Here is a 14,251-nt window from a genome sequence, read left to right on the forward strand (position 1 = left end):
TGGTAGCCAGAGGTACCGAAAAGGCGCACGAGCGAGGAGCCCTCATGACCGAACCGCCCGGCCTGATCGCGTTCAACGCACTGAGCGACGCGCGGGCCGTCGATCTGCTCGTGCAGTGCTGCTCGTCGACGGTGTGGGCGCAGCGGATGGCCGCCGGTCGTCCGTTTCCGTCCGCCGACGCGTTGTACACCGCCGCCGAGAACGTCCTCGGCGACCTGACGGAGTCCGAGGTCGACGCGGCCCTGGCCGGCCACCCGAGGATCGGCGACCGGGCGGACAACCCGTCGTCCGCTCGCGAACAATCGGCGGTCGCCGCGGCCGACGACGACGTCCGCGCGCGCCTGCGGGCCGGTAACGAGGAATACGAGCAGAAGTTCGGGCACGTCTACCTGGTGTGCGCGTCCGGCCGGTCGGCGCACGAACTGCTGGACGTGCTGCGCGACCGCCTCGGCAACGACAGCGCCACGGAGCGCAAGATCGTGCGGACCGAACTGGCCGCCATCAACCGGATACGCCTCGAACGCCTTCTCGGCGAGATCGGAGACACGGCACACTGATGTCCAAGATCCTCAGCACCCACGTGCTCGACGCCACCGACGGCACACCCGCGGCCGGGATGCACGTCCGTCTGCTGTCACCCGAAGGCGACGTCATCGCGAGCGCGGCGACCGATACGGACGGCCGGATCGCCGAGATCGCACCCGAGGGTCTGATCGCGGCCACCTATTCGCTGGTCTTCGACACCGGCGAATACTTCGCCGCCCGCGGCCAGGAGACGTTCTACCCGGAGGTGTGCGTCACGTTCGTCCTCGACGACCCGCAGCGCGGCTACCACGTCCCGTTGCTGTTGTCCCCCTTCGCCTATTCCACCTACCGCGGGAGCTGAAGAATGACCGACCTCACCGGCGCCATCGTCCTGGGCGACAACCAGTACGGCAAAGCCGAGAACCGCATCGTGCGGATCTACCGCGACACCCCCCGGCACGAGATCCGGGACGTCAGCGTGTCGACCTGCCTGCGCGGCGACTTCTCGGCGGCGCATCTCGCCGGCGACCAGAGTTCGGTGCTGCCCACCGACACCCAGAAGCAGACGGCGTACTCCTACGCGAAGGAGAAGGGGCTCGACTCCATCGAGGAGTACGGGCTGACGCTGGCACGGCACTTTGTCGACGACGTGGCCCCGGTCGAGGGCGCCCGCATCGAGATCGAGGAATACGCGTGGCAGCGCGCGGTGGTCGACGGGGCGGAGCACGACCACACCTGGGTGCGCAAGGGTGAGGAGGTGCGCACCGCGGCGATCACCGTCGACGCCGACGGCACGTGGGTGGTCGGCGGGCTGAAGGATCTGGTGATCCTCAAGTCCACGGGCAGCGAGTTCTTCGGATTCCTGAAGGACGAGTACACGGTTCTCGAGGAGACCCACGACCGGGTGATGGCGACTTCGCTTGTCGTGCAATGGCGGTTCGTCACCACCGACGTCGACTGGAACGGTGTCTACGCGGGCATCAAGGAGCAGATCGTCGCGACGTTCGCGACCGTCCACTCGCTCGCCCTGCAGCAGACGCTGTACGAGATCGGCAAGGCGATCCTCGAGCGTTACCCCGTGCTCGCGGAAGTGCGCCTGTCCGCGCCGAACAAGCACCACTTCGCCCACGACCTCGCCCGCTTCGGAGTGGAGAACGACAACGAGGTATTCCACGCCGCCGACCGCCCGTACGGCCTGATCCAGGCGACGGTGCAGCGGTCCGACGCCCCGGACGCCGGACCCGCGTGGTCCGCGTACGCGGGCTGGCTCAGCTGATGAACGCCGGCCCGGGCACCGTCGTCGTCTCCGGCGCGTACGTCGCCACTGTCGACGCGGCGGGCACCGAGTACCCGGACGGGTACGTCGTCGTGCGGGGCAACCGCATCGTCGACGTCGGTGCCGGTCCCGCGCCCGTGATCGACGGTGCGCGAGTGGTCGACGGACGGGGTTGCCTGCTCACTCCCGGGCTGGTGAACACACACCATCACCTGTACCAGTGGATCACCCGCGGGCTCGCCGCCGACGACACGCTGTTCGGCTGGCTGACCACGCTCTACCCGATCTGGGCGGGGATCGACGCCGACGCCGTCCGTACCGCGGCCACCGGCGGTCTCGCCTGGCTGGCGAAGCACGGGTGCACGACCACGACGGACCACCACTACGTCGTGCCACGCGACGGCGGCGACGTTTTCGGCGCCGAGATCGAGGCCGCGCAGACCGTCGGGCTCCGGTTCCACCCCAGCCGAGGGTCGATGGACCTCGGTCACAGTCAAGGTGGACTGCCACCCGACTCTGTGGTGGAACGTCTCGAGGACGTCCTGAAGGGCACCCAGGACGTCATCGACCGGTGGCACGACCCGGCTCCCGACTCGATGCTGAGGATCGCGGTGGCCCCCTGCTCCCCGTTCTCCGTCACCGGCGACCTCCTGGCCGAGGCCGCGGCCCTCGCCCGTTCCGCAGGAGTGCGGCTTCACACCCATCTCGCGGAAACCGTTGACGAGCAGGACTTCTGCCTCGAGCGGTTCGGCTGTACGCCGGTGCAGTACATGGAGCAACTCGGCTGGGTGGGCCCCGACGTCTGGTACGCGCATGCCGTCCACCTGGACGACGTCGCGATCGCCGCAATGGCGGGCACCGGCACCGGGGCAGCCCACTGCCCCACGTCCAATGCGCGCCTCGGCGCCGGGATCGCCCGCGCCAAGGACCTCCGGGCGGCGGGGGTCCCGCTGGGGCTCGGAGTCGACGGCGCCGCCAGCAACGAGGCGTGCAACATGCTCGAGGAGGCCCGGCACGCCGTGCTGTTCGCGCGGGCCCGCGGCGGGCCGGGCGAGATGACGGTGCGCACCGCCCTCGAACTCGCCACGCGCGGCGGGGCCCGCGTCCTCGGCAGGGAGGACGACCTCGGCTCCCTCGAGCCGGGCAAGCTGGCCGACCTCGTACTGTGGCGGGTCGACACCCTCGCGCATTCCGGCATCACCGATCCGGTGGCGGCGCTCGTACTCGGAGTCACAGCGCCGCTGGAGTTGCTACTGGTGAACGGGCGAGCCGTCGTCGAGCGTGGGAGAGTGATCACCGTGAACGAGGAGAACGTCGCCGCAGAGGTCGAGCAGGCCCACCGGGCCCTGGTGCGCAAGGCGGGGTGAGTCGATGGATCTGTCGTTCGTGACGGAACTCTCGGCCCCGCGCAGCCGTGACGACCTGCCCGCCCCGGAACCCGGAACGGCGTACCTGGCGGGCGGCACCTGGCTGTACTCGGAACCGCAGCCGACGGTCACCCGGCTGGTGGACCTGACCACCCTCGACTGGCCGGCGATCACCGTCCACGACGACGGACTCGAGCTCGCCGCGACGTGCACAATCGAGAATCTCTGCAACGCACCGCTTCCCGCCGAGTGGACGGCGACGAACCTGTTCCGGCCGTGCGCCGAGTCCCTGGTCGCCTCGTGGAAGATCTGGCACACCGCGACCGTCGGCGGCAACCTCGCGCTGGCACTCCCGGCCGGGGCGATGATCACGCTGTGCTGCGCCCTCGACGCCGAACTCCTGATCTGGACGGCCGACGGGGGTGAACGCCGAGTCCCGGTGAACCGATTCGTCACCGGCGCCGGTCGCACGGTGCTCGGAGACGGTGACCTGATCCGCAGCATCCACCTCCCCGCTGCCGCGCTGCGAGGCCGCACGTCGCTGCGCAAGATCGCGTACTCGCCGCTCGGACGGTCCGGCGCCCTGCTGGCGGGGCGTGTCGACGCGGACGGTTTCGCGCTGACCGTCACCGCGTCGACCGTGCGCCCGTTCGTCCTCCGCTTCCCCGCCGTTCCGGGCTCCGACGCGTTGAGCGAGTCTCTGTCGGAACGGATCTCCCCCGACGACTACCTGACCGACGCGCACGGCGCCGCGGACTGGCGTCGTCACGTCACGGGAGTCCTCGCCGAGGAGATCAGGAGGGAGCTGGAATGAAGTTGACGGTCGACGGACAGTCGGTGGATGCCGACGCACGGCCCGGTCAGTGCCTGCGCACCTTCCTGCGGGAGCAGCAGCGATTCGCGGTCAAGAAGGGTTGCGACGCCGGCGATTGCGGCGCCTGTTCCGTGCTGCTCGACGGCGCTCCGGTGCATTCGTGTGTGGTGCCGGCGCATCGGGCCGAGAACCGCGAAGTGACCACCGCGGCCGGTCTCGGCAGTCCTGATCGACTCCATCCCGTGCAGCAGGAGTTCGTCGATGCGGCGGGCTTCCAGTGCGGGTTCTGCACACCCGGGATGGTGGTGACCGCGTCCGCGCTCGACTCCGGTCAACGCGCCGACCTGCCGCGCTCACTGAAGGGGAATCTGTGCCGCTGCACCGGCTATCGCGCCATTCGCGACGCCGTCTGCGGCGTGTGCACCACCGAATCGGACAGTGCCGGTGAGTCGTTCGGCCGTTCCATTCCCGCGCCTGCCGCCGCCCGGGTGGTGTGCGGCGCCGAGCCCTACACACTCGACCTGGCCGTCGCGGGCCTGACGCACATCCAGATCCTCGGCAGCCCGCACGCGCACGCCCGCATCACCCGCCTCGACACGTCCGCCGCGGAGAGGCTGCCCGGCGTCCACGCGGTGCTCACCCACCACGACAGTCCCGACGTCGCCTTTTCCACGGCCCGCCACGAGTTCCGCACCGACGACCCCGACGACACCTACGTGTTCGACACGACCCTCCGGTTCCGGGGACAGCGCGTCGCGGCCGTCGTCGCGGACTCCGTCGACATCGCCCGGCGCGCAGTGGAACTGATCGACGTGGAGTACGAAGTACTGGAACCGGTCTTCGATCCCGACCTGGCACGCCGCCCCGGTGCACCCCTGCTGCACGGCGACAAGGGCGCCGATTCCCGGATCGCGGACCCGGCACGGAACCTGGTGGCCGAGGTCCACGGGGAGATCGGCGACCTCGCCGCCGGGCTCGCCGCGGCACGGGACACGGGCGCGGTGGTGCAGGGCACATGGCAGACGCAACGCGTGCAGCACGCTCATCTCGAAACCCATTCGGCCATCGGGTGGCTCGACTCCGACGGGCGGCTCACCCTCCGCAGCAGCACCCAGGTGCCCTTCCTCGTCCGCGACGAACTCGCCCACCTGTTCTCGCTCGACCGCTCCCAGGTCCGGGTGTTCACCGCCCGCATCGGGGGCGGCTTCGGCGCCAAGCAGGAAATGCTGGTGGAGGACCTCGTCGCCCTCGCCGTTCTGCGCACCGGCAGACCGGTGCAGTACGAGTTCACCCGCTCCGACCAGTTCACGATCGCCCCGTGCCGGCACCCCATGCGGGTCTCGGTGAAGGTCGGTGCCGACGGCGACGGAAAGCTGACGGCACTCGCCGTCGACGTGCTCTCCGACGCCGGTGCCTACGGCAATCATTCGGTGGGCGTGATGTTCCACGGCTGCAGCGAATCCGTTGCGCTGTACCGGTCGCCGAACAAGCGGGTGGACGCCCAGGCCGTCTACACCAACAACCTGCCGTCCGGCGCGTTCCGCGGCTACGGACTTGGCCAGGTCATCTTCGCGGTGGAGTCCGCGCTCGATCAGCTGGCGACGCAGCTGTCCATCGATCCGTTCGAACTGCGCCGCCGCAACGTGGTCGTTCCGGGCGACGACTTCGTCAACTTCGAGGTGGAGCACGGCGACCTCACATACGGCAGTTACGGGCTCGACCAGTGCCTCGACCTGGCGGAGGCCGCACTGCGCCGCGGCAACGACGTGCGCCCGCCGGACGGGCCGCAGTGGCGGGTCGGTGAGGGCATGGCGGCGTCCATGATCGCGACCATCCCGCCGGGGGGGCACTTCGCGGACGTGTCCTGCACCCTCGTCGAGGGCGGCCGGTACGAACTTCGGGTGGGCACAGCCGAGTTCGGCAACGGCACCACCACCGTCCACGCCCAGCTCGCCGCGTCCGCGCTGGGCACCACCGCCGACCGGATCACCGTGCTGCAATCCGACACCGACGTCGCCGGGCACGACACCGGCGCGTTCGGTTCGGCAGGCACGGTGGTCGCGGGGAAGGCGGTCCATCTCGCGGGGACCCGGTTGCGGGAGCAGTTGTTCGAGGTCGCCCGCCGCATCGCAGGTGCCGCCGAGGACAGCGACTGCGCACTGACACCCGACACGGTCGAGGTCGCCGGGCGGGTCGTCGAACTCGACAAGCTGGTGCCCGAGGGACCGATCCGCGCCGAGGGCAGGCACGACGGCACCCCCCGCTCGGTGGTGTTCAACGTGCACGCGTTCCGGGTGGCGGTCGACACGGTCACCGGGGAGGTCCGGATCCTGCAGTCCATCCAGGCGGCGGACGCCGGCACGGTCCTCAATCCGCAGCAGTGCCGCGGGCAGGTCGAGGGCGGCGTCGCACAGGCGATCGGCAGCGCACTGTACGAGGAGATCCTGCTCGACGGCGCCGGGACGGTACTCAACCCGGAGCTCCGGAATTATCACCTCCCGCAGCTCGTGGACGTGCCGGACACCGAGGTCTACTTCGCAGACACCTACGACGAACTCGGCCCGCACGGCGCCAAGTCGATGAGCGAATCCCCGTACAACCCGGTCGCCCCAGCCCTGGCCAACGCGATGGCGGACGCCACCGGCGCCCGCCTTCGCCGTATCCCGATGACCCCCGCCGCCGTCTGGCGTGCGCTTCCGCGCCCGTGAGTACTTATTAACCGCGGGACGTTAATAAGTACTCACGGGCGGCGAAGCCGCAATGCGTCGACCATCGGACGCTGCCCCTTGACCAGTTTCGTCTCGGCGACGTCCGCCGGAAACCAGCGGGCGTCGTCGACCTCGGGGAACTGCTGAACCTTCCCCGACCGTGGCGGCCACTCCAGCTCGAACGTGTTGCTCTCGACGAAGGCGACGTCGTCGCTCACCTCGGCCGCATAGACGGTGATCACCTTGCGTGAGGGCTGCCGGAATTCGCCGAGCAATTCGTACTCCGCCGCCGGTGGCGGCGCGCCGATCTCTTCCTCGAACTCGCGCAACGCGGCCGCGTAAGGGTCCTCGCCCTCGACGTATTCGCCCTTGGGGATCGACCACGCGGCCTCGTCCTTACGTGCCCAGAACGGGCCGCCCATGTGCACGATCCACAACTGGAGCACCCCCGCATCGTCTGTGCGATACAGGAGTACTCCAGCGCTGGTGACGGTCATGGACCCAGGTTAGGCTGCGGCGTCCTCCCGCTGGTCGCGCAGCTCGGCAGGTTCGATTTCCTGGGCGTAGTGGAAGTGCGGGCGCCGGTGTCCGAGGAACGAACCGCACCACGACATCACCGCGACGTACCGGTTGCGGAATCCGACCAGGTAGACGAGGTGCACGGCCAGCCACAGGAACCAGGCGAGCACACCGGTCAGCTCGACCTTGCCGACGCGGGTGATCGCACGGAACCGGTTGATGATCGCCATGCTGCCCTTGTCGCGGTACGTGAACGGAGTTCCGAGGGCACGTTTCCCGGTGATGATGGCCGCGACGTGGCGTCCACCCTGCATCGCGAACGGCGACTGGGCGGGCAGGTTGTTCAGCGACGCCATGTCGCCGATCGCGTAGACGTCGTCGTAGCGGCCCACCGTGAGGTCCTCGTCGACCAGCAGACGGCCGCCGCGGCCGGTCTCGCAGCCGGTCCGTTCCGCGAGCACCGCGGCGAAGTCGTTGGCCTGGATGCCTGCCGACCAGATGATCGTGTCCGCGGTGAGGCGCTTCTCGAAGCCGGTGCTCGGCGACGACAGGGTGGCGCCGTGTTCGTCGATGTCGGTGACCATCGTGCCCAGCACCACCTCGACACCCGCCTTCTCCAGCGAGTCCTGGGTGTACTTGCTGAGCTTGCCGCCGAACACCGGCAACGTCTCCCCCGCACCCTCGACGAGGGTGACGGTGACGTCTTCGGACGTGATGTCGCGGAGCGACTTCTCGAAGTAGCGGCCCGCCAGTTCCTTGATCTGACCTGCCAGTTCGACACCGGTCGGACCGGCACCGATCACGATGAAGTGCAGCAGGTCGCGGCGACGTTCCGGATCGGAGGTGTTGTGCGCCTCCTCGAAGCAGCGGACGATCTGCCTGCGCAGCCGGTCGGCGTCGGCGACGGTCTTGAGCGCGTACGTGACCTCGGCGAACTCGTCGCGACCGAAGTAGGCCTGCCGGGCGCCCGTCGCGGCGATCAGGCTGTCGTAGCCGATCGTGTGACTCACACCGCCTGCCTCGTAGACGACCACTTTCTTGTCCGGGTCGACGTCGACGACGCGGCCGAGCCGGACGTCGCCGCTGGGGTACTTGGCGAGGATCGCGCGGATGGACGGGGCGATCTCGCCGGGCGAGATGACACCGGTGGCGACCTGGTACAGGAGGGGCTGGAAGAGGTGCTCGGTGGTCTCGGAAATCAGCACGAACGGTGTGCCGGCCTTGCCGAGCTTCTTCGCCGCCGCGAGGGCGCCGAATCCCGATCCCACGATGACGACCTGTGTGCGATCCACCGAAAACCTCCTACTGCTTCAGTCCTGCTTCAGGCGTCTACTTAGCGCCGCGTATGAGCTCCACATTAGGGATCGTCCGTTGTTAATCGCCAGTAAGCTGGGGAAATCGAAATTGTGTTATCTCGATTGCTCATAAATCCGCCAGAAAGACGTAACCTCAGGTCATGGAGTTCCGACAGCTTCGCTACTTCCTCGCGGTCGGTGAGGAGGGCAGTTTCTCGCGCGCCGCGCAACGCTGCTTCATCTCCCAGTCGGCGATCAGTCATCAGATCGCCAAACTCGAGCACGAGTTGGGCACCACCCTGCTGGAACGGTCGACTCGCGCCACCCGGCTGACCGCGGCCGGCGAACGCCTGATGCCCATCGCGGCCGAGATGATGGGCCTCGAGGCCCGCGCGCTGTCGGTGGGACTCGATCCCCGCAACCGGCTCCGCATCAGCGCGAGCATGAGCTTCGCGACGCAGAGTCTCGAGGCGATATCGCTTGTCCGCGAAGACTTCCCGCAACTGGACATCGAATTCGTCATCAAGGACTTCACCGACCGGATGACCGCCGTCGCGTCCGGGGACGCCGATCTCGCGCTCATCCGCGGCGGCGTCGACCGGCCGGGGCTCGAAACCGTGGAATTCGGGCTCGAGGACCTGGTGATCGTCACGTCGAGCAAACACCCACTGGCGGGGGTCTCGACAGTCGACCTGAGCGAACTGGCGCCGTACCCCCTGCTGCTACCGCCACGCAGCAGTCAGATCCTGATCCACAACGTGGTCGAGGACGCGTTCCGGCAGGTCGGGCAGCGAGTCATGCTCGGACCGTCGATCCCCAGCGACCACACGGCCACCCTCGACGTGCTCACGACCCCGCGGTCGTGGACCGTGCTGTACGCCGACACCGCCGACGCGACTCCCCGACGGGGACTGAGCTTTCTGCGCGAGGCGCACGACCGACTGCGCATCCCGGTGTGCGGGGTGGTCCGGAGCGGAACGGCGACGAGACCCGAACTCACACACCTGTTCCGCGCGCTCGCGCAGTCGATCGCCGGATCCGGCCAATCGACCGAGGCTTAGGCGTCGATCAGTCCGTGCCGGTCGACCCACGTGAGCACGTGGTCGAGCATCGTGCCCGGAACCTCGAGCTGCGGGGTGTGCCCCACGTTCCCGAGAATGACGCTGTCCCACCGCGGGTTTGCGGTCGCCACCTTGCGGGCCGCCGCGACCGGAACCAGCCGGTCGCGGTCGCCGTGAAGCAGGAGAACAGGTTGTGCGATCGATCGCATGGTGTCGAGGTAGCGGCGTGGGCGAGCCAGGACCCGCATCAGCGACCTGCTGGCCTGAAGGAACGCCGCATCCTCGGACGGCAGCCCGCGCCGGTATCCCGCGAGAGCCGCTGCCGCATCGAGGGAATCTTCCGACGCCCGGCTCGGCTCGGCGAAGCACAGGTCGATCATCCGCTCGACCAACTGCCGGTCCGTCAACTTCCTGCTCGAGTACTGCAGGAACCGCTCCCCCACGAACGGCGTGAAGTACATCGCGAACTGCGCCGCGATCCGCGGGTCCGGGATCCGTTGCGCGACAGGCAGTGCGGGATCGACAAGGACGAGGGCCGAGACCGTCTCGGGGTGCGCCGCCGCCTCGAACAGCGAGATCATGCCGCCCATCGAATTGCCCATCAGGATCACCGGACCGCCGACGACGTCCTTCAGGAAGCGATGCAGCACCTTCGCATTGGCGCCGACTCCGGTTCGGCGGCGGCCGGACGGACTGAGCCCGAATCCGGGGAGATCCACGGTCAGCACCCGGGTGCGCTCCGCGAGGACCGGTGCGATCCGGACCCAGTTGAGATGCGAGCCGCCGAGACCGTGAACCATGACCACGGGAAGAGATCCGGTGTCGTCACCGTATTCGACCCAGTGGACAGGACCGTCGATGTCGACGACGCTGCCGGAGCCGCCCCACTGCTGCGCGAACTCTTGCCCGGCGGGTTCGCCGACTCTGTTCGGATCCACCATGTGTCCGTCCGTTCCGACTGTTGGCGTGTCGAGGCCACCGGCCAGTGTACGGCGCACCTCGCGGCGTGGGCGAGAACCATTGATTGCATGTAATTATCGCGGGATCACCGAGCGGTCACTTCTCCTGATCCTAGCCTTATCGATGGGTTATACATTTAACGCTCACGTCACATCCGAGACCCCTCTCGTCACGTTTGCACGCAATAGTGGTTCAAACACGCCAGATTGCATGTAATCAAGGACGGAGAGACAAGATGGCCGGCAGCCACACGCTGAACGAACTCGCCAAGGAATCCCGTATGGGTGGGCTCGGGACGGAGACCACCGACCGCGAGATCCGCCGAATCGACCTCTCGGACTTCGAAGCTCGACGCTCCGACATCACCGAACAGCTGTGGAACGCGGCGGTCGACGTCGGCTTCTTCCAGGTCTACAACCACGGCATCGACCTCGCCGATGTGCGCAGGGCGTTCGCGATGTCCGAGCAGTTCTTCGGCCTCGATTCGGCCGTGAAGGCGCAGTACCCGCTGAAGAAGGGCTTCAACTCCGGGTGGGAGAGCAAAACCCAGGTGCGCCCGTCCATCGGCGTCCCGGACGAGAAGGAGTCGTACCAGATCACCCGGCCGCACATGGGCGACCTGTGGCCCACCGAGGAGGAACTCGCGGGTTTCCGCGACACGATGCTCGGATTCGAGGCGCAGTGCTGGGACGTGGCGATGCGACTACTGTCCTGCTTCGCCGACAAACTCGGGTTCGAGCACAACTTCTTCGCCGAGGCCCACGACCCGGCGGTCGACAGCTACCAGAGCACCCTGCGGATGCTGCACTACTTCGCCATCCCGGAGCACCTTCGCGGCGACCTCGGCCTGTGGCGCGCCGGAGCCCACACCGACTTCGACTGCCTCACCCTGCTGTTCCAGCAGGAGGGCCAGGGCGGTTTGCAGGTGCTGCCGGGCAAGGAGATGGACACCCAGGAGTGGACGCCCATCGAGCCGTCCGAGGACGCGGTCACCTGCAATATCGGCGACATGCTCATGCGGTGGAGCGACGACCGGTTGCCGTCCAACTTCCACCGGGTCAAGAACCCCGGACCGGACGGCGACCACGGCGCCCGCTACAGCCTCGCGTTCTTCGCCCAGGCCAACCGCGACGTCGTCATCTCCGGACCGGCGGGCAAGTACCCCGACATCACGGCCGAGGACTACCTCTACCAGCGCGTCAACGCGAACTTCGCGAAGGAAAAGTAAGTTGAACGCATGCTGCGCGGACCGGTGAGACCACGATGACGATCGGGGGCGTGCTGCTCGCCGCCGGGGCCGGTTCGCGCATGGGCCTGCCCAAGGCACTCGTCGTCGGCGCGGACGGGCAGCCGTGGCTCGCGCGCGGAGTGCGAGTGCTGTCGGAGGCCGGATGCGAGACCACCGTCGTGGTGCTCGGTGCCCGCGCCGAAGAGGCCGAGGACCTACTGCCCGGCGACGTCCCCGTCACCGTCGGGATCGCGGAGGACTGGCAATCGGGACTGTCGGCCTCCCTGCGCCGGGGGCTGGAAGTAGCGGCAACGTTCGACGACGTCGATGCCGTCGTCATCACCCTCGTCGATCTCCCCGACCTCGGTGCCGACGCAATCCGGCGGGTGGCGTCGGTGCCGCCCGGCGACGCCCGGTCGGCGCTCCGTCAGGCTCACTACGGCGGACGTCCGGGCCACCCCGTGCTGATCGGCCGGGACCACTGGCTCCCGTTGCGGCGCAGCCTCACCGGGGACTCCGGCGCAAAGAATTACCTCGGGGCACACGGTGCCGAGTCCGTCGACTGCTCCGACCTGGGGTCGGGCCGCGACGTCGATTCGCCGCGCGAACTCCGCTAGCCATGTGGACGAACGGGACGCTCGTTCGATCTGACGCAACGGGCGTCCCGTTGGTCCGGCCACCATCAGCGGCTGACGGCCTTCTTGTACCGCCGGATCGCGAACGGCACGAAGATCACCAGCAGGACCGCCGACCATGCCAGTGAGGCGATGATCGGGTGCTGCAACGGCCACGCGTCGGGAACGGTCATGGCCGGGTTGGTGTTTCCGAACAGTTCCCGCACGGCCTGCGTCACCGCGGAGACCGGATTCCATTCCGCGATCACCTTTAGCGGACCGGGCAGGTTGGTGGTCTCGACGAACGTGTTCGCGATGAACGAGAGCGGGAAGATGACGATGAAGCTGGCGTTGTTGAACACCTCCGGTGTCCGGATCCACAAACCGACAACCGCCATCACCCACGACAGCGCGTAGGCGAACAACAGCAGGAGCAGGTAGCCGAGCACCGCTTCGCCCAGGCTCGAGTGGATGCGCCACCCGATGATCAGACCCGTCAGCGACATCACGACGAGGCTGACGATGTTGATCAGGACGTCGGTGGAGGTGCGGCCGAGGAGGACGGCGGACGGGGCCATCGGCAGCGACCGGAACCGGTCGATGATCCCCTTCTGCAGATCCTCGACCATCCCGAGGCCCGTCCACGTGGCCCCGAAGATGACTGTCTGCGTGAAGATCCCGGCGATCAGGAACTCCCGGTAGGACATTCCCGGAACCTGGATGGCGCTGCCGAACACGTACGCGAACAGCAGCACGAACATGATCGGCGACAACGTGGTGAACACGATGAGGTCGGGGACGCGCTTGATCTTGATCATGTTGCGCTTGGCGATCGTGAGCCCGTCCGCGAGCGCGGTGTGCACGGACGCCGTCTGTGGTGCGCTCATGAGACGTGCTCCTCTTCGGCTTCGTGTCCGGTCAGGGTGAGGAAGACGTCGTCCAGAGTCGGCCTGCGCAGACCGACGTCGAACACCTTCACTCCTCGATTCGAAAGTCGGCCCAGCGCCTCGACGAGGGCGTCCGCGCCGCCGGTCACCGGCACCGTCACCCGGCGGACGTTCTCTTCGACCAGGATGTCGCCTGCGGCGAGTGGGGCCAGTTCGTCGCGCACGACGGACAGCTCGATGCCCTCCCGGACGCTCAGTTCGATGCGCTCACCGCCCACGCGGTCCTTCAGTTCGTCGGCGGTTCCGCGGGCGATGACCGAACCGTGGTCGATCACCGCGATCTGGTCGGCGAGGCGCTCGGCCTCTTCCATGTACTGGGTGGTCAGGAGAAGCGTGGTGCCCCTCGCGACCAGATTGTCGATGACGTCCCAGAGAGCCAGCCGGGCGCGGGGGTCGAGCCCGGTGGTCGGTTCGTCGAGGAACAACACTTCCGGCTCGGCCACGAGCGCACCCGCGAGGTCGAGACGCCGGCGCATGCCACCCGAATAGCCCTTGACGGGGCGATCTCCCGCTTCGACCAGGTCGAACTGTTCGAGCAGTTCACGGGCGCGCGCCTTACTGCGTTTGCCCCCGAGGTGGTAGAGCCGCCCGACCATCTCGAGGTTCTCGAAACCGGTGAGGTACTCGTCGACCGCCGCGTACTGCCCCGACGCGCCGATCCGCGATCGGAGCACCCGAGCATCGTGGACGACGTCGAGACCGGCCACCTGCGCCCGGCCGGCATCCGGAACGAGAAGCGTGGTGAAGACCCGCACCGCCGTCGTCTTGCCTGCGCCGTTCGGGCCGAGCAGCGCCATCACCGTTCCCGACGGGACCGCGAGGTCGACTCCGTCCAGTGCCGTGACCTTGCCGTACCTCTTGACCAGACCCTCTGCCGTTATCGCATCGACCATCAGAAGTTCCCATCCGTTGGCGTGTCGACCCAGTGTGACTCGAG

General features: G+C 68.0%; 14 protein-coding genes. 9 read left to right on the plus strand and 5 right to left on the minus strand.

What is annotated here, in order from left to right; all coding sequences use genetic code 11:
- The first annotated feature begins 44 nt into the window (after positions 1-44).
- The 6 genes from uraD to DTA22_RS30890 are packed head-to-tail and all read left to right on the plus strand — an operon-like array spanning position 45 to position 6,690.
- On the plus strand, positions 45-557 hold the full coding sequence (uraD, locus tag DTA22_RS30865; protein WP_112301971.1) for a 2-oxo-4-hydroxy-4-carboxy-5-ureidoimidazoline decarboxylase: 513 nt from the start codon (positions 45-47) through the stop codon (positions 555-557).
- Complete coding sequence (gene uraH, locus DTA22_RS30870) at positions 557-886, plus strand: hydroxyisourate hydrolase (RefSeq protein ID WP_112301972.1); 330 nt, start codon at positions 557-559, stop codon at positions 884-886. Before uraD ends, uraH begins: the two co-directional genes overlap by 1 nt.
- Before the next feature lie 3 nt (positions 887-889).
- The gene (gene pucL, locus DTA22_RS30875) at positions 890-1,801 is read left to right on the plus strand and encodes a factor-independent urate hydroxylase (RefSeq protein WP_112301973.1); all 912 of its coding nucleotides are present in this window, start codon (positions 890-892) and stop codon (positions 1,799-1,801) included.
- Positions 1,801-3,168, plus strand: coding sequence for an 8-oxoguanine deaminase (locus DTA22_RS30880; protein WP_112302104.1), 1,368 nt, complete (start codon positions 1,801-1,803; stop codon positions 3,166-3,168). Before pucL ends, DTA22_RS30880 begins: the two co-directional genes overlap by 1 nt.
- 4 nt (positions 3,169-3,172) lie before the next feature.
- Positions 3,173-3,982 carry an FAD binding domain-containing protein gene (locus tag DTA22_RS30885; RefSeq protein ID WP_112301974.1) on the plus strand — a complete coding sequence of 270 codons (810 nt, stop codon included), beginning with the start codon at positions 3,173-3,175 and terminating at the stop codon, positions 3,980-3,982.
- On the plus strand, positions 3,979-6,690 hold the full coding sequence (locus tag DTA22_RS30890; protein WP_112301975.1) for a molybdopterin-dependent oxidoreductase: 2,712 nt from the start codon (positions 3,979-3,981) through the stop codon (positions 6,688-6,690). The genes DTA22_RS30885 and DTA22_RS30890 overlap by 4 nt, the downstream gene beginning before the upstream one ends.
- Positions 6,691-6,722: 32 nt before the next feature.
- On the opposite strand, the gene DTA22_RS30895 is transcribed toward DTA22_RS30890, so the two are convergent.
- Positions 6,723-7,187, minus strand: a complete 465-nt coding sequence (locus tag DTA22_RS30895) for an NUDIX domain-containing protein (RefSeq protein WP_112301976.1) — start codon at positions 7,185-7,187, stop codon at positions 6,723-6,725.
- 9 nt (positions 7,188-7,196) lie between these two features.
- Positions 7,197-8,501, minus strand: coding sequence for an NAD(P)/FAD-dependent oxidoreductase (locus DTA22_RS30900; RefSeq protein WP_112301977.1), 1,305 nt, complete (start codon positions 8,499-8,501; stop codon positions 7,197-7,199).
- 164 nt (positions 8,502-8,665) lie between these two features.
- On the opposite strand from DTA22_RS30900, the gene DTA22_RS30905 reads away from it, so the two are divergent.
- The gene (locus DTA22_RS30905; RefSeq protein ID WP_037242148.1) at positions 8,666-9,565 is read left to right on the plus strand and encodes a LysR family transcriptional regulator; all 900 of its coding nucleotides are present in this window, start codon (positions 8,666-8,668) and stop codon (positions 9,563-9,565) included.
- Here DTA22_RS30905 and DTA22_RS30910 read toward each other — a convergent pair.
- Entirely contained in the window at positions 9,562-10,506 is a 945-nt protein-coding gene (locus DTA22_RS30910; protein WP_112301978.1) for an alpha/beta fold hydrolase, read from the minus strand. The genes DTA22_RS30905 and DTA22_RS30910 overlap by 4 nt on opposite strands.
- 254 nt (positions 10,507-10,760) lie before the next feature.
- Between DTA22_RS30910 and DTA22_RS30920 the strand changes: the two genes are divergently transcribed.
- Together DTA22_RS30920 and DTA22_RS30925 are read left to right on the plus strand one after the other, a co-directional pair.
- On the plus strand, positions 10,761-11,753 hold the full coding sequence (locus DTA22_RS30920) for an isopenicillin N synthase family dioxygenase (protein ID WP_112301979.1): 993 nt from the start codon (positions 10,761-10,763) through the stop codon (positions 11,751-11,753).
- A 35-nt stretch (positions 11,754-11,788) separates the two neighbouring features.
- Positions 11,789-12,370: a nucleotidyltransferase family protein gene (locus DTA22_RS30925; RefSeq protein WP_112301980.1), complete on the plus strand. Its 582-nt coding sequence runs from the start codon at positions 11,789-11,791 to the stop codon at positions 12,368-12,370.
- A 65-nt stretch (positions 12,371-12,435) separates the two neighbouring features.
- Here DTA22_RS30925 and DTA22_RS30930 read toward each other — a convergent pair whose 3' ends face one another.
- Together DTA22_RS30930 and DTA22_RS30935 are read right to left on the minus strand one after the other, a co-directional pair.
- On the minus strand, positions 12,436-13,254 hold the full coding sequence (locus DTA22_RS30930; RefSeq protein WP_112301981.1) for an ABC transporter permease: 819 nt from the start codon (positions 13,252-13,254) through the stop codon (positions 12,436-12,438).
- The gene (locus tag DTA22_RS30935; RefSeq protein ID WP_112301982.1) at positions 13,251-14,207 is read right to left on the minus strand and encodes an ATP-binding cassette domain-containing protein; all 957 of its coding nucleotides are present in this window, start codon (positions 14,205-14,207) and stop codon (positions 13,251-13,253) included. Before DTA22_RS30935 ends, DTA22_RS30930 begins: the two co-directional genes overlap by 4 nt.
- Positions 14,208-14,251 lie beyond the last annotated feature (44 nt).

The organism is Rhodococcus wratislaviensis, from assembly GCF_900455735.1.
Taxonomy (GTDB): domain Bacteria; phylum Actinomycetota; class Actinomycetes; order Mycobacteriales; family Mycobacteriaceae; genus Rhodococcus_F; species Rhodococcus_F wratislaviensis.

Excerpts from the sequence above, each read along its gene's own strand:
- DTA22_RS30935 (WP_112301982.1), bottom strand. The coding sequence starts at position 14,207 with ATGGTCGATGCGATAACGGCAGAGGGTCTGGTCAAGAGGTACGGCAAG.
- DTA22_RS30905 (WP_037242148.1), top strand. The coding sequence starts at position 8,666 with ATGGAGTTCCGACAGCTTCGCTACTTCCTCGCGGTCGGTGAGGAGGGC.
- uraD (WP_112301971.1), top strand. The coding sequence starts at position 45 with ATGACCGAACCGCCCGGCCTGATCGCGTTCAACGCACTGAGCGACGCG.
- DTA22_RS30910 (WP_112301978.1), bottom strand. The coding sequence starts at position 10,506 with ATGGTGGATCCGAACAGAGTCGGCGAACCCGCCGGGCAAGAGTTCGCG.
- DTA22_RS30920 (WP_112301979.1), top strand. The coding sequence starts at position 10,761 with ATGGCCGGCAGCCACACGCTGAACGAACTCGCCAAGGAATCCCGTATG.
- DTA22_RS30890 (WP_112301975.1), top strand. The coding sequence starts at position 3,979 with ATGAAGTTGACGGTCGACGGACAGTCGGTGGATGCCGACGCACGGCCC.
- DTA22_RS30880 (WP_112302104.1), top strand. The coding sequence starts at position 1,801 with ATGAACGCCGGCCCGGGCACCGTCGTCGTCTCCGGCGCGTACGTCGCC.
- DTA22_RS30930 (WP_112301981.1), bottom strand. The coding sequence starts at position 13,254 with ATGAGCGCACCACAGACGGCGTCCGTGCACACCGCGCTCGCGGACGGG.
- DTA22_RS30925 (WP_112301980.1), top strand. The coding sequence starts at position 11,789 with ATGACGATCGGGGGCGTGCTGCTCGCCGCCGGGGCCGGTTCGCGCATG.
- pucL (WP_112301973.1), top strand. The coding sequence starts at position 890 with ATGACCGACCTCACCGGCGCCATCGTCCTGGGCGACAACCAGTACGGC.
- uraH (WP_112301972.1), top strand. The coding sequence starts at position 557 with ATGTCCAAGATCCTCAGCACCCACGTGCTCGACGCCACCGACGGCACA.
- DTA22_RS30895 (WP_112301976.1), bottom strand. The coding sequence starts at position 7,187 with ATGACCGTCACCAGCGCTGGAGTACTCCTGTATCGCACAGACGATGCG.
- DTA22_RS30885 (WP_112301974.1), top strand. The coding sequence starts at position 3,173 with ATGGATCTGTCGTTCGTGACGGAACTCTCGGCCCCGCGCAGCCGTGAC.